The organism is Actinotalea alkalitolerans, from assembly GCF_023369855.1.
Lineage (GTDB): Bacteria > Actinomycetota > Actinomycetes > Actinomycetales > Cellulomonadaceae > Actinotalea.
In genome coordinates this window covers 178268-197901 of record NZ_JAMBPP010000003.1, presented here as the reverse complement: position 1 = coordinate 197901, position 19634 = coordinate 178268, and the positions used below count along the sequence as shown (strand labels likewise).

The window sequence follows — 19634 nt, the reverse complement described above, 5'->3', positions numbered from 1 at the left end:
GTGAGGGTCCCGGGGGCTCCGGGACCCGCGGTCCGACGAAGGAGGAGCATGGCACTCGACGTCGCGTGGGCGGTCCGGTGGGTGAGGCTCACCGCGGGTCTGGTCACCGAGCACCGGGCCTACCTGACCGAGCTCGACCGGCAGATCGGTGACAACGACCACGGTGAGAACCTGTACCGCGGGTACACCGCGGTCGTCGCGCGTCTTGACGCGCTCGAGGGGCCTCCCGCGCAGGTGGGTGACGTGCTCAAGCTGGTTGCGACGACGCTGATGTCGACGGTGGGTGGTGCTGCGGGTCCCCTGTACGGCACGGCCTACCTCCGGGCGGCCAAGGTGACCGGGCTGGACGAGCTCGACGCGGGGGCCGTCGTGGCGATGCTCGAGGCCGGTCTGGAGGGCATCGTCGCGCGGGGCAAGGCCGTTCCCGGGGAGAAGACGATGGTCGACGCGTGGTCGCCGGCCGTCGCGGCGGCGCAGGCGGCCTGCGTCGAGGGGGTCGATCCGGTCGTGGTGCTCGAGGCTGCCGCGACCGCGGCCGAGGAGGGCGCGGTGGCCACCGACCCGATGGTCGCCACGAAGGGCCGGGCGAGCTACCTGGGAGAGCGCAGCGCGGGTCATCGCGACCCGGGGGCGGCCTCGTCCGCCCTGCTGGTCAGGGCGGCGCACACGGCAGCGGTCGACGGGGCATGACGGCCCTCGTGCTGGTCTCCCACTCGCGGGCTGCCGCTGAGGGGACCGCGGAGATCGCCCGGCAGATGGCCCCCGACGTGGTGCTGCTCCCGGCGGGCGGCATCGACGGTGGTGTCGGGACGAGCTTCGAGCTGGTCCTGGCGGCCGTCGAGGAGGCGACCGCCGGCGGGTCGGGGGCGGTGGTCCTGACGGACCTGGGCTCGGCGGTCCTGACCACGGAGTCGGTGCTCGAGATGCTCGACGAGGCCGTGGCCGCCCGTGTCCGCGTGCCGGACGCCCCGTTCGTCGAGGGCGCGGTGGCGGCGGCCGTCGAGGCGCAGTCGGGGGCCGACGTCGAGGCGGTGGCGCGGGCCGCGGTGCGCGCCGGCGGCTCGTTCGCCGGGTCGGCCGGCGCGCACGCGACACCTCCGGCGCCCGGGGAGGAGGTCGCGTCGGCGGGTGCGGGGGACGTGGGCCCGGCGTTGCGCGAGAGGGTGGTGCTGGGGAACCGGCTCGGCCTGCACGCGCGGCCCGCGGCGTTGCTGGCGCGGACGGTCGCCGACCGCGATGCCCGGGTCACGGTGAACGGCGTCGACGCCGCGAGCGTGCTCGAGCTCATGGGCCTCGGCGCCGTGGGCGGGAGCGAGCTCGAGCTGGTCGTGACCGGCCGTGATGCCCAGGACACCCTGACGACGGTGCGCGCGATGATCCAGGACGGCTTCGGAGAGACATGAGAACGTGCACTTGATGTAAACATGCAGATCGCGTAACTTTACATCTTGTGCAGGAATCCTCGATCGACAACGAGCCCATGGGGCTGCGCGAGCGCAAGAAGCGTGCGTGCCGCGAGGCGCTGATCGACGCCTCGCACCGGCTGGTCTCCGAGCACGGCCTGGACGCCGTGACCGTCGAGGCGATCTGCAGCGAGGCCGGCGTGTCCACGCGCACGTTCTTCAACTACTTCGAGTCCAAGGACGACGCCGTCCTGGCGGTCGCTCCGTGGACGCTGGACCCGCAAGTCGTCGAGACGTTCGCCGCGGGCGGGCCGAACGGTCGGCTCGGCGCGGACCTGGAGTTCCTGGTCACCGGCCTGGTCGACCGACCGCCGATGGGTGGGCGCAGGATCGCCTGTGCGATGGAGCTCGCGCGACGTGAGCCCCGGCTGCTCGGTCGTCAGGTGGCGGCCTTCGAGCAGCACCACGAGTCCGTCGCCCAGCTCGTCACCCGCCGGCTCGGCCCGCAGGAGACCCCGGCGCGGGTCGAGATGCTGACCCTCCTGGTGCTCTCGATCACCCGGGCTGCCTTCGTGCACTGGGAGGCCGAGGGCCAGCACGGCCAGGTGCGCGACGTCGTGCCCGCCGTCATGACCGAGCTGCGCAACCTGCTGCGCGACGACTGACCTCGCGCCCTCCACGACCTCCCGCCTCACCTCGCCGGGCCCCGACGCCCGAGAACCGATCGAAGGACACCATGGCCTCGCCCACCCCTGCTCCCGCGCGTGACGGCGCGCCGCTGATCACCCTCACCCCCCGGACGGTGTGGCTGATCTTCGGCGCCCTGATGGCGAGCATGTTCATGTCCTCGCTCGACCAGTCCATCCTCGGCACGGCGATGCCGACCATCGTCGGGGAGCTCCAGGGTGTCGAGCACCAGGGCTGGTTGATGACGGCCTACATCCTGGCGATCGCGATCGTGATGCCGCTCTACGGCAAGTTCGGTGACCTCTGGGGTCGTCGCTACCCGTTCCTCGTGGCGATCTCCCTGTTCACCCTGTCCTCGGTCGGGGCGGCGCTGGCCCAGACCTTCGAGGCGCTCGTCGCCTGGCGCGCGGTGCAGGGGCTCGGGGGTGGCGGGCTGATCATCCTGTCGCAGGCGATCATCGCCGACATCGTCCCGGCCAAGGAGCGAGGCAAGTACATGGGGCCGATGGGCGCCGTGTTCGGCGTCGCCGCGGTGATCGGGCCGCTCCTGGGCGGTCTGTTCACCGACCACCTGACCTGGAGGTGGGCGTTCTGGATCAACGTCCCGATCGGGGTCACCGCCTTCGTGGTCGCCTGGTTCGCCCTGCGCCTGCCCAGCCACCGCTCGGGTCGCCCGGTCGACGTCGCGGGCATCCTCCTGATGGTGGTGGCCACCTCGGGCCTGGTGCTGACGACCAGCTGGGAGAGCTTCAGCGGGAGCGAACGCGGGTACGACTGGACCGACCCGCGTCTGGTCGCCCTGGTGCTCGTCACGCTCGTCTCGGCCGTGGCCTTCGTCCGGGTCGAGCAGCGGGCCCCGGAACCGCTGCTGCCCCTGCACCTGTTCCGCAACCGCACCTTCGCGATCGCGACCTCGGTCGGCCTCATCATCGGCATGGGCATGTTCGCCGCGCTGACCTTCCTGCCGACCTTCCTCCAGATGGCCACGGGTGCCGGGGTGACCCAGTCCGGGTTCCTCATGCTGCCGATGATGATCGGGGTCATGGGCACCTCGATCGCCTCGGGTCTCGCGATCGTCCGCACGGGTCGCTACCGCGCGTACCCGATCGCCGGGATGGCTGTCGCGACACTCGGTCTGGTGTGGCTCACCCGGTTGACCGGTGACACCTCGATGCTGCTCTTCGGCGCGATGATCTTCGTCCTGGGTGCCGGTCTGGGTCTGGTGATGCAGACCATCGTCCTGGCGGTCCAGAACTCGGTGGACCCGAGCGAGATCGGCACCGCGACCAGCGCGAACAACTTCTTCCGCGAGATCGGGGCCGCCGTCGGCGTGGCGCTGTTCAGCACCATCTTCACGGGCAGGCTCACCGAGCGGCTCGAACCGGTCTTCGCCGGTGTCCCCGGGGCGCAGGAGGGCGCGGGCGGCGCGTCCTCGCTGACCCCGGCAGGGGTCCAGGCCCTGCCCGACCCGCTGCGCCAGGGCATCGTCGACGCGTTCGCCGACTCGCTCGCCCCTGCCTTCTGGTACCTGGTCCCGGTGGTCGCGGTGGGTTTCGTGCTGACTCTCTTCCTGCGCGAGGTCGCGCTCTCCGACGTCGCCGGGATGGTCGCCCGCGGCGAGGCGCTCGCGGTGCCCTCCCCGGCCGTGGTCCCGTCCGCGACGACGTCGGGCGAGCCGGAGGGGGTCACGGTGGGCGAGGCGCCGTCGGGCGGCGGCGGGTCCGCCGGGCGCCGGTAGCCTGGGCCGATGACCACCCCTGCCGACGGTTCCGCCGACCCCCAGGGCCTGGCGGGGCACGACCCGTCGGCGGTCCCACGGCGCAAGCGGTCGGCCCGCCACCAGTTCGCCGCGACGATCCTCGTCCTGGAGGCCTTCGTGGTCTTCTTCGCGGCACTGGTCGCCTTCGGCCTGCGCCTGGCCCCGACCGGTGTGGTGTGGGCGGTCGGCGGCGCGCTCGCGCTCTCCCTCGTCCTGGTGGCCGGCATGCTGCGGTGGCCTGCGGGTTACGTGGCCGGATCGGTCCTGCAGGTGGCGGTCCTGGCCACGGGGCTGGCGGTGCCCATGATGTTCGTCGTCGGCGGCATCTTCGTGGCGATGTGGGTGGTCGCGCTGCGTCTGGGTGGGCGCATCGACCGCGAGCGGCGCGAGCGCGAGGCCGGCGCGCCGTTAGGCTGACCGGCATGACGACCTCCTCGATCGAACGCACCCTGGTCCTCGTCAAGCCGGACGGCGTGCGCCGCGGCCTGTCCGGGGAGGTGCTCCGCCGGATCGAGGCGAAGGGCTACACCCTGGTGGCTGTCGAGCTGCGCCAGGCGGACGACGCGCTCCTGGGCGCCCACTACGCCGAGCACGAGGGCAAGCCCTTCTACGGCCCGCTGCTGGAGTTCATGGGCTCGGGGCCGCTGCTCGCCGTCGTGGCCGAGGGGCACCGTGTCATCGAGGGCTTCCGTGTGCTGGCCGGCACCACCGACCCCACGACCGCGGCGCCCGGGACCGTCCGTGGCGACCTCGGCCGTGACTGGGGCCTGGCGGTCACGCAGAACCTGGTCCACGGGTCGGACTCGCCCGAGTCCGCCGCCCGTGAGATCGCCCTGTGGTTCCCCGGACTGGTCTGACGCCCCGACGCCGGGCCGCGACCCGCGCGGACGTCCCGTCGTGGACGCTCCGGCCCCCACGACCTCCTAGGCTCACCCTGTGCACCTCAAGACGCTGACCCTGCGCGGGTTCAAGTCCTTCGCCTCGGCGACGACCTTGAGCTTCGAGCCCGGGGTGACCTGCGTCGTGGGACCCAACGGCTCGGGGAAGTCCAACGTCGTGGACGCCCTGGCGTGGGTGATGGGCGAGCAGGGGGCCAAGTCGCTGCGGGGCGGCAAGATGGAGGACGTCATCTTCGCGGGCACCTCGGGCCGCCCGCCGCTGGGCCGTGCCGAGGTCAGTCTCACGATCGACAACACCGACGGTGCGTTGCCGATCGACTACACCGAGGTGACCATCTCGCGGACGCTGTTCCGCAGCGGGGGGTCGGAGTACGCGATCAACGGCTCGCCCTGCCGACTGCTGGACATCCAGGACCTGCTCTCGGACTCGGGTCTCGGGCGCGAGATGCACGTCATCGTGGGGCAGGGCCAGCTCGACGCGGTGCTGCGCGCCACACCGGAGGAGCGGCGCGGCTTCATCGAGGAGGCCGCGGGGGTCCTCAAGCACCGCAAGCGCAAGGACAAGGCGCTGCGCAAGCTCGACGCGATGCAGGCGAACCTGACCCGGTTGACCGACCTGACCAGCGAGATCAGGCGCCAGCTCGGCCCCCTGGGTCGCCAGGCCGAGGTGGCCCGTCGCGCGCAGACCGTCCAGACCGACCTGCGTGACGCTCGCGCGCGACTGCTGGCCGACGACCTCGCCCAGCTCACCGCGACCCTCGAGCAGGAGATGGCCGACGAGACCGCGCTGCGCGCACGGCGCGACGAGGTCGAGGCCGAGCTGGGCGCCGCGCGGACCCGGCTGTCGGCGCTCGAGACGGCTGCGGCAGCGGCCGCCCCCGAGCTCTCGGAGGCGAGCGAGGTCTGGTACCGGCTGTCCTCGGCCCGGGAACGGCTGCGCGGCACGGCCACGCTCGCGGGGGAGCGGCTGCGTCTCCTCGGCTCGTCGGCGAGCGAGCCGGTCGCGGCTGGTCGTGACCCGGACGACCTCGAGGCGCAGGCCCAGCGGGCTCGCGCGGCCGAGGCCGAGCTCGGCTCGGAGGTGGACCTCGCGCGGGCGGCCGTCGAGGCCGCGACCGCCCAGCGCCACCAGCTCGAGGAGCAGGCGCAGACGACCGAGCGGCACCTCGCCGCGCTCCAGCGGGCGGTCGCCGACCGTCGCGAGGGCCTGGCCCGGCTGGCCGGGCAGGTGGCCGCCAAGCGCAGCCGGCTCGAGGCGACCGAGGCGGAGATCGGTCGGCTCGAGGAGGGTCTGTCCGCCGCCGAGCGCCGAGGCCATGAGGCGGGGGTCGAGTTCGCCGCCCTCGAGTCGCAGGTCGCCGGGGTCGAGAAGGGCGAGGAAGGGCTCGACGCCGAGCACGAGGCCGCCGTCGAGGCTCTCGAGGCCGCGACGCAGGCGCTGGTCGGTCTGCGTCAGGACGAGCAGGTGGCCGAGCGCGACCGCGCGGGGTGGGTGGCGCGGGTCGAGGCGCTCGAGATGAGCCTGGTCCGCAAGGACGGCGCAGGCGCGCTGCTGGCCGCTGATGACCTGCCGGGGACGCTGGGATCCGTGGCTGCGCTGCTCGGTGTCGAGACCGGCTACGAGGACGCACTGACCGCGGCCCTGGGAGCAGCCGCTGACGCGGTCGCGATGGAGTCCGTCGAGGCGGCGGTGGACGCGCTGCGGTGGCTGCGCGCGCAGGACGCCGGCCGGGCGAGCCTGGTCATCGGCTCGGCGGGACCCGACGACGCGCCCGCGACCACCACGGTGAGGGACCTGCCGGACGGGGCGGTCGCCGCGGCCGACCTGGTCCGGTCGCCGGCCTCGGTGCGCGGTGCGATCACCGGGCTGCTCGCCGGGATCGTCGTGGTGGACGACCTGGCCCGAGCGCGCGCGGTGGTGACGGCGCGTCCTGATCTGACCGCCGTCACCCGTGCCGGTGACCTGCTGGGGGTGCGTGCCGCCTCGGGGGGGTCGGCGAGCGCTCCGAGCGTCCTGGAGCTCCAGGGTGCGCTGGACGAGGCGCGCACCCGGCACGACGAGGCGGTCGCCCGCGGCGAGCGGACCCGCTTCGAGCTCTCGGCTGCCCAGCGCGTCGAGGCCGAGGCGCGCGAGCGCCACGAGAGCACCTTGGAGAGGTTGCACGAGTCCGACGCCGCTCTCGCGGCAGTCGCGGAGCAGCTCGGACACCTGGGTTCTGCGGCCAGGGCGGCGCGGGCAGAGGCCGAGCGCGCTGCCGTCACGCTGACCGCTGCCCATGAGCGCCTGACCTCCGACCAGTCCGAGCTGACCGAGCTGGCTGCGCGTCTCGCCCATGCCGAGGCCGACCCGGCAGAGTCCGACGACCAGATCGCGGCGGCTGCCCAGGCGCGGGACGACGCCGCTCGTGACGCCTCGGCAGCGCGGGCCCGCGAGACCGAGGCGCGCCTGACGCTGCGGACCAGCGAGGAGCGCGCACGGGCACTTGCCGGCCGGGCGCAGTCCCTCGAGCGGGCCGCCGCGGCAGAGCGCCAGGCCCGTGAGCGGGCCGCGGAGCGCGAGCGGCAGCGTGCGGTCCAGGCGCGACGCGCGCAGGCGGTGCTGACGGGGGCCGAGGCTGCGCTCACCGTGCTCGAAGGCTCGCTGCGGGCGGCGACGGAGCAGCGCGAGGCGGCCGAGCAGGCCCGTACCGAGCGTGACGCCGCCCTGGTCGCGGTCCGCAGGGAGGTCGAGCGCTGGACGGCCGAGCTGACCCAGCTGACCGACGTGGCGCACCGCGACGAGGTCGCTCGGGCTCAGCAGATGCTCCGGGTCGAGCAGCTCCAGACGCGAGCCGTCGAGGACCTGGGGATGGACCCGCAGGTCCTGGTGGCAGAGTTCGGTCCCGATCAGCCGGTCCCGGTGACCGGGGAACCGCCGTCAGGCCCGGCAGCGGGTGGAGATCCCGTCACCCAGGTGCAGGAGACGGAGCAGGACCCTGCCCCTCGCACGGTCCCGTACGTGCGGGCCGAGCAGGAGAAGAGGCTCCGGTCGGCCGAGCGCGCGCTGGCCCTGCTCGGACGGGTCAACCCCCTGGCGCTCGAGGAGTTCGCCGCACTCGAGGAACGTCACACCTTCCTCACCACCCAGCTGGCTGATCTCAAGAAGTCACGTGCGGACCTGCTGCAGATCGTCAAGGACATCGACGAGCGGGTCGAGCAGGTCTTCACCGAGGCGTACCGCGATACCGAGGTCCAGTTCGAGCGGGTCTTCGGCCGGCTGTTCCCGGGCGGTGAGGGACGGCTCGTGCTGACCGACCCGGGTGACATGCTCACCACCGGGATCGAGGTCGAGGCGCGGCCGGCCGGCAAGAAGGTCAAGCGGCTCTCGCTGCTCTCGGGCGGCGAGCGCTCGCTCACGGCGGTCGCCCTCCTGGTGGCGATCTTCAAGGCCCGACCGAGCCCCTTCTACGTCATGGACGAGGTCGAGGCCGCTCTGGACGACACCAACCTCGGTCGGCTCCTGGAGATCTTCACCGAGCTCCAGGAGGACAGCCAGCTGATCGTGGTCACCCACCAGAAGCGCACCATGGAGATCGCTGACGCGCTGTACGGCGTCACCATGCGCGGCGACGGGGTGACCACCGTGATCAGTCAGCGCATGCACCAGGACGCCACCGCCTGACCGCACTCCCGGGCAGGGTGTGGAGATCGTGTGGCGATCGTGCCGGGGTCGTCCGAGTCGCGCGTGTCTCGCCCCGGGGCTGCCGATACTGGAGGCATGGCACCCGTTCTCGGCTGGATCGTCCTGGCACTCCTCGGCTCGGCGGCGGTGCTCGTGGTGGCGAGCGTCGCGGGGGGGACCCAGAGCGGGTTCTCGCAGCTCCTCGCGGACCTGCGGTCGGGTCGACGGCGCGGCGCAGCAGCGACGGCGGGTTCTCCCGAGGGCCCTGCCGAGGCGCCCGGTGACGACCTCGCGCGACCGGACGGTGCGGTGCTCCCGGCCCGAGGCGCGGCGGCTGCGTTCCGTGGCGTGCTCAGCGAGGTCCCCGGCCCGCGCGAGGCCTCGGTCGACGAGATCTTCACCATCGGCAGCACCGACGGCCCCGCCTACCTCGACGCCGAGGAGCTCAGCCGGACGCTCTCCCGAGCCACGCACCGTGCGGTGCGGGGCGTGCAGCACTTCACCCGTCGCTGAGCCGCACCAGGATCGTCGAGGTCCCCACGAGCAGCCCGCCGTTGCCCGACCCGCGCCGACGGGCGCGGACCCACGCCGATGAGAGACTGCACGCGTGAACGAGCTCACTGACCTCCTCCTGTTCGGACTGCCCGCACTGGCCCTGGTCGGCCTCGGCTACGTGGGTCTGCGGTCCCGCCGTGGCCGCTCGTCGACCCCCTCGGCGCCTGAGACCCCCCCGGCGACCCGGGCCGACGACACGGCCGGGAGTGCGGTCGACACCCTCGAGCCGCCGGTCCAGGACGCCGGTCCGCCCGCACCGACGCTGGACACCCCCGAACCCGTGGCGGGGCGGATGACCCGGCTGCGCGAGCGGCTCGCCCGGTCGGGCTCGCCGTTGGGCAGCAGGCTGCTCGCCGTGCTCTCGCGCGATCACCTCACCGAGGACGACTGGGACGAGATCGAGGAGACCCTGCTCCTGGCCGATGTCGGTGCGGGGCCCACGACCGAGCTGGTCGACGGGCTGCGTGAGCGGGTGCGTGTCCTGGGGGTGCGTGAGCCCGCCGCGGTGCGCGACCTCCTGCGCACGGAGCTGCTGGCTCAGGTCGACCCGTCCCTGGACCGGTCGCTGCGGACCGAGCCGCTGCTGGTCGTGGGCGCTGACGGCGAGCCCGGCACCCACCCGGCGGTCGTGCTGGTCGTGGGTGTCAACGGCACCGGCAAGACCACCACGGTGGGGAAGCTGGCCCGGGTGCTGGTCGCCGAGGGACGGACGGTGGTGCTCGGTGCGGCCGACACCTTCCGCGCCGCGGCGGCCGACCAGCTCCAGACCTGGGGTGCCCGCGTCGGCGTACCGACCGTCCGTTCGGACCGGGACGGGGCCGACCCGGCTGCGGTGGCCTTCGACGCGGTCCGCCGGGGCCAGCAGGACGGGGTCGACGTGGTGCTGGTCGACACCGCGGGCCGTCTGCAGAACAAGGCAGGCCTGATGGACGAGCTCGGCAAGATCAGCCGGGTGCTCTCGCGCTCCGCGCCGATCGCCGAGGTGCTCCTGGTGCTCGACGCGACCACGGGGCAGAACGGTCTGAACCAGGCGAGGGTCTTCGCGGAGGTGGCCGGGGTGACCGGCATCGTGCTGACCAAGCTCGACGGGACGGCGAAGGGTGGCATCGTGATCGCCGTCCAGCGCGAGCTGGGAGTGCCGGTCAAGCTCGTCGGCCTGGGGGAGGGCGTGGACGACCTCGCGCCGTTCGAGCCCGAGTCCTTCGTCGAGGGCCTGCTGGGAGGCTGAGCCCGGCGAAACACGCTGTTCACACGCGACGCCGCTTCGTCACCACCCTGTAACTGTCGGGGTGCGGCGGCGAAACAGCCCTCCTCCAGAGTGGTCCCGACCCAGCCGACCGGCTGGCGGAGGGAGAGGCGATCTCTATGGCTGAGTTGGACTCGGGCCTCACGGCGTGGATGCTGGTCTCAGCATCGCTCGTGCTGCTCATGACGCCGGGACTGGCGTTGTTCTACGGCGGGATGGTGCGCGGCAAGGCCGTGCTGAACATGATGATGATGTCCTTCGGTGCGATGGGCGTCGTCGGCATCGTCTACGTCCTGTGGGGCTGGTCGATGTCCTACGGCAACGAGAGCGTCGGCGGGCTGTTCGCCAACCCGTTCGAGCAGTTCGGGCTGGGCGGTGGTGGCGTCTTCGACGAGTCGGGCGAGGCGATCATCTCCGACGGTCTCCCGCTGATCGTCGACGTCGGCTTCCAGGCGACCTTCGCGATCATCACGGTCGCCCTGATCAGCGGTGCGCTGGCCGAGCGTGTGAAGTTCAGCACCTGGCTGGTCTTCGCGGTCCTGTGGGTCACCTTCGCCTTCTTCCCGATGGCGCACATGGTCTGGGGCGGCGGCCTGCTGAGCGGTGACGGTCCGTTCGCCGGTATCGCCGAGCCGGTCGACTTCGCCGGTGGCACGGTCGTGCACATCAACGCCGGTGTCGCGGCGCTGGTGCTGGTCCTGATCATCGGCAAGCGCAAGGGCTTCGGCCGCGAGCCGATGCGCCCGCACAACCTCCCCTTCGTCATGCTCGGGGCGGCCCTGCTCTGGTTCGGCTGGTTCGGCTTCAACGCCGGTTCGGCCTACGGCGCGGACGGTGTCGCAGGTCTGGCCTGGGTGAACACCTCCACGGCAGCCTCGGCTGCCATCATCGGCTGGCTCATCACGGAGAAGATCCGCGACGGTCACGCCACCTCCCTGGGTGCCGCCTCGGGCATCGTCGCGGGACTCGTGGCCGTCACGCCGGCTGCTGGCTCGCTCAGCCCGGTCGGGGCGATCCTCCTCGGCCTGGTCGCCGGTGCGCTCTGCGCCCTGGCGGTGGGCCTGAAGTTCAAGTTCGGCTACGACGACTCGCTCGACGTCGTCGGTGTCCACCTCGTGGGTGGCCTGGTCGGGACCATCATGATCGGGTTCCTCGCCACCGACGGCGGTCTGTTCTACGGCGGAGGGTTCAACCTCACGGTCGTCCAGATCATCATCGCGGCGGTCGCCATCCTCATCTCGGGTGTGGTCACCCTGATCATCGGCCTTGCTCTCAAGGCCACAATGGGCTGGCGGGTGAGCGACGACGCCGAGGTGGGCGGGATCGACCTGGCCGTGCACGGTGAAGCTGCCTACGAGTCCCTCGGTGGGGCCCGCAAGACGACGGAGGTGAAGGCATGAAGCTGGTCACCGGAGTGATCCAGCCGCACCGGCTGGACGACGTGAAGTCGGCCCTCGAGGCCGCAGGGGTGCGCGGCATGACGGTGAGCGAGGCGAGCGGCTACGGCCGGCAGCGCGGGCACACCGAGGTCTACCGCGGTGCGGAGTACACCGTGGACCTGATCCCCAAGGTCCGGATCGAGGTGCTCGTGGCGAGCGAGGACGCCGCGAGCGTGACCGAGGTGATCGTGGCGGCCGCCCAGACCGGCAAGATCGGCGACGGCAAGGTCTGGACGGTTCCCGTGGACGACGTGGCGCGGGTGCGCACCGGCGAGCACGGCGTCGACGCTCTCTAGCGCGACCTGAGAGCAGGGGGTAGGACCGATGCAGGATCGACCGCACGACGCGGCGGTCGACGGCCCGGACCTCGAGGCCCCGCATCCCCGCATGGGGGTGCGGGGCCTCAAGGCCGACCGGCTGGACCTCGCCGCGCGCATGACCGGCCCCGAGGCCGAGGGGGCGGTGCGCCGGGCCGCGGTCGCGCAGCTCGTCAGCACCCGGCTCGCCGAGCTGTGGGACGAGGTGATGCGTGACCACGACCCCGCAGGCATCGCCCTGGGTGCGGTGGGGAGCCTCGGCCGGGCCGACGCCGCGCCCGCGAGCGACCTCGACCTTCTCCTGGTCCACGACGGGCGCACCCACAGCCGCGAGGTGGTCGCGACGGTCGCCGAGCGGCTCTGGTACCCGATCTGGGACGCCGGGCTCGACCTGGACCACTCCGTGCGGTCGCTGGCCCAGTGCCGGCAGGTGGCCTCGGCCGATCTCCCGGCTGCGGTCGGGCTGCTGGACCTGCGTCACGTGGGCGGTGACCGCACCGTGATCCACCGCGCCCGGACCGCTCTGCTCGAGGACTGGCGGTCGGCGGCGCGCCGGCGTCTGCCCGAGCTCCTGGCCACGACCAGGACCCGCGCCGAGCGCAGCGGTGAGCTCGCGTACCTGGTCGAGCCGGACCTCAAGGAGGCCCGCGGGGGCATCCGTGACGCGGTGGTCGTGTTCGCGCTGGCCGCGACCTGGCTGACCGACCGGCCGCACGGGGCGGTCGACGACGCCTACGCGCACCTGCTCGACGTGCGCGACGCGCTCCACGTCACGACCCGTCGTCCGACCAACCGCCTGCTACGGGCCGACCAGGACGAGGTCGCTGCCCTGGTGGGTGCGGGGGACGCCGACGACCTGCTCGCGGGGCTCGCCGACGCGGCGCGGACCATCGCGCACGCGTTGGACACCACGGTGCGCCATGCCCGCCAGGCCCTGGCTCGTCCCTCGCTGCGCCGGCCGGTGCTGGTCCGTGGGCGTCGGATGGCGCCCCGTCTGCGCTCGGTCGGCGAGGGCATCGTCGAGCACGACGGCGAGCTGGTGCTGGCCGCCGGGGTCCGGCCCGAGGAGGACCCTCTGCTGGCACTGCGGGCCGCGGCGGCGTCGGCCCGCCTGGGTCTGCCGCTGTCCCCGGTGATGGTCGAGAGCCTGTCCCGCACGCCTGACCTGCCCGACCCGTGGCCGTCGGCCGCCCGTGCGAACCTGCTGCACCTGCTCGGCACCGGCGCGGCTCAGATCCCCGTGTGGGAGACCCTGGACCTGGCGGGCGTGGTGACCCGGTGGATCCCCGAGTGGGCCGCGGTGCGGAACCGGCCGCAGCGCTCACCGATCCACCGGCACACGGTCGACCGGCACCTGGTCGAGACGGCATCACGCGCCGCCCGGACCCGCCGTGGTGTCGAGCGCAGCGACCTGCTGCTGGTCTCCGCGCTGCTGCACGACATCGGCAAGCGGGCGGGCTCGACCGACCACAGCGTGGAAGGCGCCGAGCTGGTCCCGCCGATGATGGACCGGATGGGCTTCGAGCCGGCAGACGGCCGCGACGTCGCCCTGCTGGTCCGCCACCACCTGACCCTGGCGATGCTCGCGACGTCCCGCGACCCGGACGACCCGGCGACCGTCGCCGAGCTGTGCGAGGCCCTCGAGCACCGGCGTGACCTGCTCGACGTCCTGCGGGCGCTGACCGAGGCCGACGCCTCCGCTGCGGGGCCCGCGACGTGGACACCATGGCGGGCACGGCTGGTCGACGACCTGACGGAGCGTGCCAGGGCTCACCTGGGGAGCGTCGGCTGACCTGCAGGTACCCTGGGACCTCCCACATCCCGAGCGTCTGGTGAGGTTGCTCCTGTGTTCGCCACGCTGTCCGACCGTCTGACATCGACCTTCAAGAACCTCCGCAGCAAGGGCCGGCTCTCCGAGGCGGACATCGACGCGACCGTCCGCGAGATCCGGCGTGCGCTGCTCGACGCCGACGTCGCGGTGCCCGTCGTGAGGACCTTCACCGGCAAGGTGCGCGAGCGGGCGCTGTCCGTCGAGGTCTCGGGGGCGCTCAACCCCGCCCAGCAGGTCGTCAAGATCGTCAACGACGAGCTGGTGTCCGTGCTCGGTGGCGAGCAGCGGCCGCTGGTCTTCGCCAAGAACCCGCCGACCGTGATCCTGCTCGCGGGCCTCCAGGGTGCCGGCAAGACGACCCTGGCGGGAAAGCTGGCGCTGCACCTGCGCGAGAAGGGCCACACACCCCTGCTGGTCGCCGCCGACCTGCAGCGCCCCAACGCGGTCACCCAGCTCCAGGTCGTCGGCGAGCGTGCGGGGGTGCCGGTGTTCGCCCCGCACCCCGGTGCCCAGGAGAGCGCCGAGGGCGCCGTCGTCGTGCCCGGCTCGGCCGACCCGGTGGCGGTGGCCCGGGACGGCCTGGCGGCGGCGCACACCCGCCAGCACGACGTCCTGATCGTCGACACCGCGGGACGTCTGGGCGTCGATGCAGAGATGATGCAGCAGGCGGCGGACATCCGCGACGCCGTGCAGCCCGACGAGATCCTCTTCGTCATCGACGCGATGATCGGCCAGGACGCCGTGGTCACGGCCCAGGCCTTCGCCGACGGTGTCGGGTTCACCGGGGTGGTGCTGTCCAAGCTCGACGGAGACGCACGCGGTGGCGCGGCCCTCTCGGTCGCGAGCGTCACGGGCAGGCCGATCATGTTCGCCTCGACCGGTGAGAAGCTCACCGACTTCGAGCCCTTCTACCCCGACCGGATGGCCTCACGCATCCTGGACATGGGGGACGTGCTCTCGCTGATCGAGCAGGCCGAGAAGGCCTTCGACGCCGACCAGGCCGACGCGATGGCCGGGAAGCTGGCGAGCGGCGAGGACTTCACCCTCGAGGACTTCCTGACCCAGATGCAGGGCCTGAAGCAGATGGGTTCGATGAAGAAGATGCTCGGGATGCTCCCGGGCATGGGTCAGATGCGCGAGGCGATCGACAACTTCGACGAGCGTGAGGTCGACCGGATCGAGGCCATCGTCCGGTCGATGACCCCGGCCGAGCGCCAGACCCCGAAGATCATCAACGGCTCGCGCCGCGCGCGCATCGCGCGGGGGTCGGGCACCACCGCGACAGACGTCAACCAGCTGCTCGAGCGCTTCACCGCTGCGCAGAAGATGATGCGCCAGATGGCCCGGTCGGGCGGCATGCCCGGGATGCCCGGCATGGGTGCGCTGCCCGGCATGGGAGGAAAGAAGTCCCGGGGGCGCTCCGCCCCGCAGAAGAAGGCGGCCAGGGCCGGCAAGTCGGGCAACCCGGCCAAGCGGGCCCAGCAGGAGCGTGAGGCCGCGATGCGGGCAGCGGGCCAGGGCCCGGCCGCGCCGGCGGGGTCGGCCTTCGGGCTCGGTGCCCCACCGCCCGCCGAGGTGGACCCGGCAGCCCTCGAGCTGCCTCCCGGCATGGAGAAGTTCCTCGGCCGCTGACTCCGGACGCGCTGCGTCCGGCTCGGCACGACCCCCGGCGGTGATCATGCAGGACCTCACGACCCCCGATGCTGTCCACAGGCAGGCCGATCCGGGCCGCACCACGCTGCACGTACGCGGTCGCATCGTGCTCGATGCGGAGCGTGAGGTGGACCAGCTGTGGGTGGTCGGTGGGCGGGTCACGTTCACCCCACCCACGGGCCGGCGCTCCGCGGACGTCCTGACCCTGGACGGCTGGGCGCTCCCGGGGCTGGTCGACGTGCACTGCCACATCGGGCTCGGGGCCCAGGGGCCCGTCGACCACGCCACGGCCGAGCAGCAGGCCAGCACCGACCGCGATGCCGGGACGCTGCTGGTGCGCGACGCCGGGTCCCCGGCCGACACCCGGTGGGTCGACGAACGTCCCGACCTGCCACGCGTGCTCCGGGCCGGGCAGCACCTGGCCCGCCCCAAGCGATACCTGCGGCACTACGGCAGGGAGCTCGAGGACGTCGGTGAGCTCCCCGAGGCCGTCGTGCAGGAGGCGCGCCGCGGGGACGGGTGGGTCAAGATCGTCGCCGACTGGATCGACCGCGACCTCGGGTCGCAGGGCGACCTGCGTCCGCTGTGGCCCGACGACGTCCTGGCCGAGGCGGTGCGCGCCGCTCATGACGAGGGGGCCAGGGTCACCGCCCACACCTTCTCGACCGAGGCCCTGCCCGGGCTGCTGGCTGCCGGGGTGGACTGCCTCGAGCACGGGACCGGCCTCACCCCGGAGATGATCGACGAGGTCGCCCGACGGGGGATCCCCGTGGTGCCGACCCTGCTCCAGGTCGCCCAGTTCGAGGCGATCGCCGAGCAGGCCGGCCGCTATCCCGTGTTCGCTGCCCGGATGCGCCACCTGCACGCGCGTCGCTACCAGCACGTCCGCGACCTCCACGAGGCCGGGGTGCCGCTGCTCGTGGGGACCGACGCGGGCGGGACGATCGCCCACGGCCGGCTGCCCGACGAGGCGGCCGAGATGGTGCGTGCCGGTGTGCGTGCGCGGGACGTCGTGGCAGCGGCGAGCTGGCAGGCACGTGCCTACCTCGGTGTGCCCGGACTGGAGGAGGGGGCGAGCGCGGACCTGGTGCTCTACCCGCAGGACCCGCGTGAGGACATCGCGGTGCTCGCGACGCCACGGGCGGTCGTGCTGCGCGGCGACGTGGTCCGAGGTGGGTGACGAGGCCGTCGCGGCGGTCACGCCCACCCGGCCCGAGCGGCTCGACCGGCTCCCGTTCACCGGCCAGCACCGCCGACTCCTGGTCGGCTCCGGGGTCGGTTGGGCCCTCGACGCGATGGACGTGGGTCTGATCTCGTTCGTGATCGTCGCCCTGCGCGTGCAGTGGGACCTGGGCGCGACCGAGGTGTCATGGATCGCCTCGATCGGGTTCATCGGCATGGCACTGGGTGCGAGCCTCGGCGGCCTGCTGGCAGACCGGATCGGACGACGGCAGGTCTTCGCGCTCACGCTGCTGGTCTACGGGTTGGCCACCGGTGCCTCGGCGCTCGCGTGGTCGGTGGCCTCGCTGATGGTGCTGCGCTTCGTCGTCGGCCTCGGACTGGGTGCCGAGCTGCCGGTCGCCTCGACCCTCGTGAGCGAGTTCGCGCCGGCGCGGATCCGGGGCAGGGTCGTGGTGGTCCTCGAGGCGTTCTGGGCGGTCGGCTGGGTCATGGCTGCGGTGATCGGCTACCTGGTCATCCCGCTCGACGACGACGGGTGGCGCTGGGCGCTGCTGATCGGTGCGGTCCCTGCCCTCTACGCGATCGTCGTCCGTCGGGGGCTGCCCGAGTCGGTCCGCTTCCTGGAGGGCGTGGGTCGGCAGGAGGAGGCAGAGGCGGCGGTGCGCCGGTTCGAGGTATCGGCCGGGGTACCTGCCCCGGAGCTTCCCGTCGCATCGGTCCGGGACCCGTCCGTGGAGTCCGTCCCGCCGGTCGAGGGATCGCGGCCGAGGCAGGCCGCCGCTCGAGGACCGGCGGCGCTGTGGGCACGGGGGCTGCGTCGGCGCACGGCCGCGGCCTGGGTCGTGTGGTTCTTCGTGAACTTCGGCTACTACGGGGCGTTCGTCTGGCTCCCCTCGATCCTGGTCGCCTCGGGCTTCACGCTCGTGCAGTCCTTCGGCTACACGCTGCTCATCACCCTGGCGCAGCTGCCGGGCTACGCGGTCGCAGCAGTCCTGATCGAGGTGTGGGGCCGGCGAGCGACCCTGGCGACGTTCCTGGTCGGCTCGGCGGTCTCCGCAGGGTTGTTCGGTGTGGCCGGCGGGACCACGGCGGTGCTGGCGGCGGGGATGATGCTCTCGTTCTTCAACCTGGGGGCGTGGGGGGCCCTCTACGCGGTCACCCCGGAGATCTACCCGACGGCGTTGCGCGGGACCGGGTCGGGCTGGGCGGCGGGCTTCGGTCGGCTTGCCTCGATCCTGGCCCCGCTCGCCGTCCCGCCGATGCTGATCCTGGGGGGCAACCGCCTGACCTTCGGCGTCTTCGCGGCAGCCTTCGTGCTCGCAGCCCTCGCCGCGCTCGCCCTGCCCGAGCTGCGCGGTCGGACGCTCGAGGACTGAGCCCGCCGGGCCGGGGGACCCGTAGGAGGGCGGGTGCGACGGATCGCCGATCGGTCTGGCAGAATGGCCCGCTGTACCCGGTGCGTCGGACCCTCTAGCCGCACGCAACCGTGTCCCTCGGTCCACCACGCACCACCTACCCCACAGGTCGGCGTGCGGTGACCATCCCAGCAGAACCAGGAGAGACCACCACTGTGGCCGTCAAGATCCGTCTGAAGCGTCTCGGCAAGATCCGGGCGCCGTACTACCGCGTCGTCGTCGCGGACTCACGCACCAAGCGTGACGGCCGTGTCATCGAGGAGATCGGCAAGTACCACCCCACCGAGGAGCCCTCGTTCATCGAGATCTCCTCCGAGCGGGCGCAGCACTGGCTGAGCGTCGGCGCACAGCCGAGCGAGCAGGTGCTCGTGCTGCTCAAGATCACCGGTGACTGGCAGAAGTTCAAGGGTCTGCCCGGCACCGAGGGCACCCTGCGGACCAAGAGCAAGGGCACCGAGGCCGACGCCGCGGCCGCCGTCGCGGCGGCGTCCGACGCTGCCGAGAAGGTCAAGGCCAAGGCCGCCGAGGACAAGGCTGCTGCCGACAAGGCTGCCGCCAAGGAGGCCGCGAAGGCCCCCGCCGAGGACGCCGAGGCGCCCACCACGGACGAGCAGGCCTGATGCTCGCCGACGCGCTGGAGCACCTCGTCCGCGGGATCGTCGACCACCCGGACGACGTCCAGGTGAGTGCACGGTCGTTGCGTCGCGGGGAGCTCCTCGAGGTCCGGGTGCACCCCGAGGACCTCGGCCGGGTGATCGGTCGCAGCGGGCGCACAGCCCGCGCCCTGCGCACCGTCGTCGGTGCGCTGTCGACCGATGGTGCCGTGCGGGTCGACGTCGTGGACGTCGACCGCCGCTGAGCACCAGCACGCCAGACCGGACGAGGCCCGGTCCCCTAGCCTGGGGACCGGGCCTCGTCCGTGCCCGGTGGTGCACTCCTCGCGGGCGTGGCCGTCCCGGCCCACGCCCCCCGTTCGTCACGAAGGTGGAGTCATGCAGCTCACGGTCGCCAGGATCGGTCGCGCCCACGGCCTGCGGGGTGAGGTCGCCCTCGAGGTCCGCACCGACGTGCCGCGGGACAGGTTCGTGGTCGGCGTGGTCCTGACCACCGACCCGCCCACCGCCGGTCCGCTGACCGTCGCCCGGGTTCGCGACCAGAACGGGCGCTGGCTGGTCACCTTCGAGGAGGCCCGTGACCGGACCCAGGCCGAGGCGCTGCGCGGCGTCGACCTGGTCGTCGAGGTGGAGAGCTCGGACGAGGAGGACGCCTGGTACCCCTACGAGCTGGCGGGTCTGCGGGCCGAGCGCCCGGACGGCACGCCGCTGGGCGAGGTGGTGGGGCTCGAGCACCTGCCCGCCCAGGACGCCCTGGTGCTCCGAGAGCACGGCGGCGAGCGCACGCTGGTGCCCTTCGTCCGCGCGATCGTGCCGGTCGTGGACGTCCCGGGAGGCCGGGTGGTGATCGACGCGCCGCACGGCCTGCTCGCCGCGGACGGTCTGGTCGACGACGAGCCCGAGTCCGTCCTCGACGACCTCCCCGGTGACGAGCCCGTCCCGCCGGCACCGTCGGCAGGGGACGAGGTCTGAC

The 19634-nt window shown here is 72.9% G+C and carries 18 protein-coding genes; all 18 read left to right on the top strand.

Going from position 1 to position 19634, the window contains the following annotated elements; genetic code table 11:
* Window positions 1-48 precede the first annotated feature (48 nt).
* Window positions 49-690, top strand: a complete 642-nt coding sequence (gene dhaL / locus M1R94_RS04475) for a dihydroxyacetone kinase subunit DhaL (RefSeq protein ID WP_249380462.1) — start codon at window positions 49-51, stop codon at window positions 688-690.
* Window positions 687-1403: a dihydroxyacetone kinase phosphoryl donor subunit DhaM gene (gene dhaM / locus M1R94_RS04470; protein ID WP_249380461.1), complete on the top strand. Its 717-nt coding sequence runs from the start codon at window positions 687-689 to the stop codon at window positions 1401-1403. The genes dhaL and dhaM overlap by 4 nt, the downstream gene beginning before the upstream one ends.
* 47 nt (window positions 1404-1450) lie before the next feature.
* A complete protein-coding gene (locus M1R94_RS04465) occupies window positions 1451-2068 on the top strand; it encodes a TetR/AcrR family transcriptional regulator (RefSeq protein ID WP_249380460.1) in 618 nt (205 codons plus the stop codon).
* A 71-nt stretch (window positions 2069-2139) separates the two neighbouring features.
* Window positions 2140-3828 (top strand): MDR family MFS transporter, encoded by a 1689-nt coding sequence (locus M1R94_RS04460; protein WP_249380459.1) that lies wholly within the window; start codon window positions 2140-2142, stop codon window positions 3826-3828.
* A gap of 9 nt (window positions 3829-3837) precedes the next feature.
* Entirely contained in the window at window positions 3838-4266 is a 429-nt protein-coding gene (locus M1R94_RS04455; RefSeq protein WP_249380458.1) for a DUF4233 domain-containing protein, read from the top strand.
* Window positions 4267-4271: 5 nt separating this feature from the next.
* Window positions 4272-4706, top strand: coding sequence for a nucleoside-diphosphate kinase (ndk, locus tag M1R94_RS04450; protein ID WP_249380457.1), 435 nt, complete (start codon window positions 4272-4274; stop codon window positions 4704-4706).
* 79 nt (window positions 4707-4785) lie between these two features.
* Window positions 4786-8409, top strand: a complete 3624-nt coding sequence (smc, locus tag M1R94_RS04445) for a chromosome segregation protein SMC (protein WP_249380456.1) — start codon at window positions 4786-4788, stop codon at window positions 8407-8409.
* Between the two features lie 96 nt (window positions 8410-8505).
* Window positions 8506-8922: a hypothetical protein gene (locus tag M1R94_RS04440; RefSeq protein WP_249380455.1), complete on the top strand. Its 417-nt coding sequence runs from the start codon at window positions 8506-8508 to the stop codon at window positions 8920-8922.
* Between the two features lie 94 nt (window positions 8923-9016).
* On the top strand, window positions 9017-10192 hold the full coding sequence (gene ftsY / locus M1R94_RS04435) for a signal recognition particle-docking protein FtsY (RefSeq protein WP_249380454.1): 1176 nt from the start codon (window positions 9017-9019) through the stop codon (window positions 10190-10192).
* Between the two features lie 137 nt (window positions 10193-10329).
* Window positions 10330-11610, top strand: coding sequence for an ammonium transporter (locus tag M1R94_RS04430; RefSeq protein WP_249380453.1), 1281 nt, complete (start codon window positions 10330-10332; stop codon window positions 11608-11610).
* Window positions 11607-11945 carry a P-II family nitrogen regulator gene (locus tag M1R94_RS04425; RefSeq protein WP_249380452.1) on the top strand — a complete coding sequence of 113 codons (339 nt, stop codon included), beginning with the start codon at window positions 11607-11609 and terminating at the stop codon, window positions 11943-11945. The genes M1R94_RS04430 and M1R94_RS04425 overlap by 4 nt, the downstream gene beginning before the upstream one ends.
* A 28-nt stretch (window positions 11946-11973) precedes the next feature.
* The gene (locus tag M1R94_RS04420) at window positions 11974-13758 is read left to right on the top strand and encodes a [protein-PII] uridylyltransferase (protein ID WP_249380451.1); all 1785 of its coding nucleotides are present in this window, start codon (window positions 11974-11976) and stop codon (window positions 13756-13758) included.
* 54 nt (window positions 13759-13812) lie between these two features.
* Window positions 13813-15429 carry a signal recognition particle protein gene (ffh, locus tag M1R94_RS04415; protein WP_249380450.1) on the top strand — a complete coding sequence of 539 codons (1617 nt, stop codon included), beginning with the start codon at window positions 13813-13815 and terminating at the stop codon, window positions 15427-15429.
* Between the two features lie 46 nt (window positions 15430-15475).
* Window positions 15476-16630 carry an amidohydrolase family protein gene (locus tag M1R94_RS04410; protein ID WP_249380449.1) on the top strand — a complete coding sequence of 385 codons (1155 nt, stop codon included), beginning with the start codon at window positions 15476-15478 and terminating at the stop codon, window positions 16628-16630.
* On the top strand, window positions 16623-18008 hold the full coding sequence (locus M1R94_RS04405; protein ID WP_249380448.1) for an MFS transporter: 1386 nt from the start codon (window positions 16623-16625) through the stop codon (window positions 18006-18008). Before M1R94_RS04410 ends, M1R94_RS04405 begins: the two co-directional genes overlap by 8 nt.
* 194 nt (window positions 18009-18202) lie before the next feature.
* Entirely contained in the window at window positions 18203-18667 is a 465-nt protein-coding gene (gene rpsP / locus M1R94_RS04400; protein WP_249380610.1) for a 30S ribosomal protein S16, read from the top strand.
* Complete coding sequence (locus M1R94_RS04395) at window positions 18667-18906, top strand: RNA-binding protein (RefSeq protein WP_249380447.1); 240 nt, start codon at window positions 18667-18669, stop codon at window positions 18904-18906. Before rpsP ends, M1R94_RS04395 begins: the two co-directional genes overlap by 1 nt.
* Before the next feature lie 133 nt (window positions 18907-19039).
* Window positions 19040-19633: a ribosome maturation factor RimM gene (gene rimM, locus M1R94_RS04390; protein WP_249380446.1), complete on the top strand. Its 594-nt coding sequence runs from the start codon at window positions 19040-19042 to the stop codon at window positions 19631-19633.
* Window position 19634 lies beyond the last annotated feature (1 nt).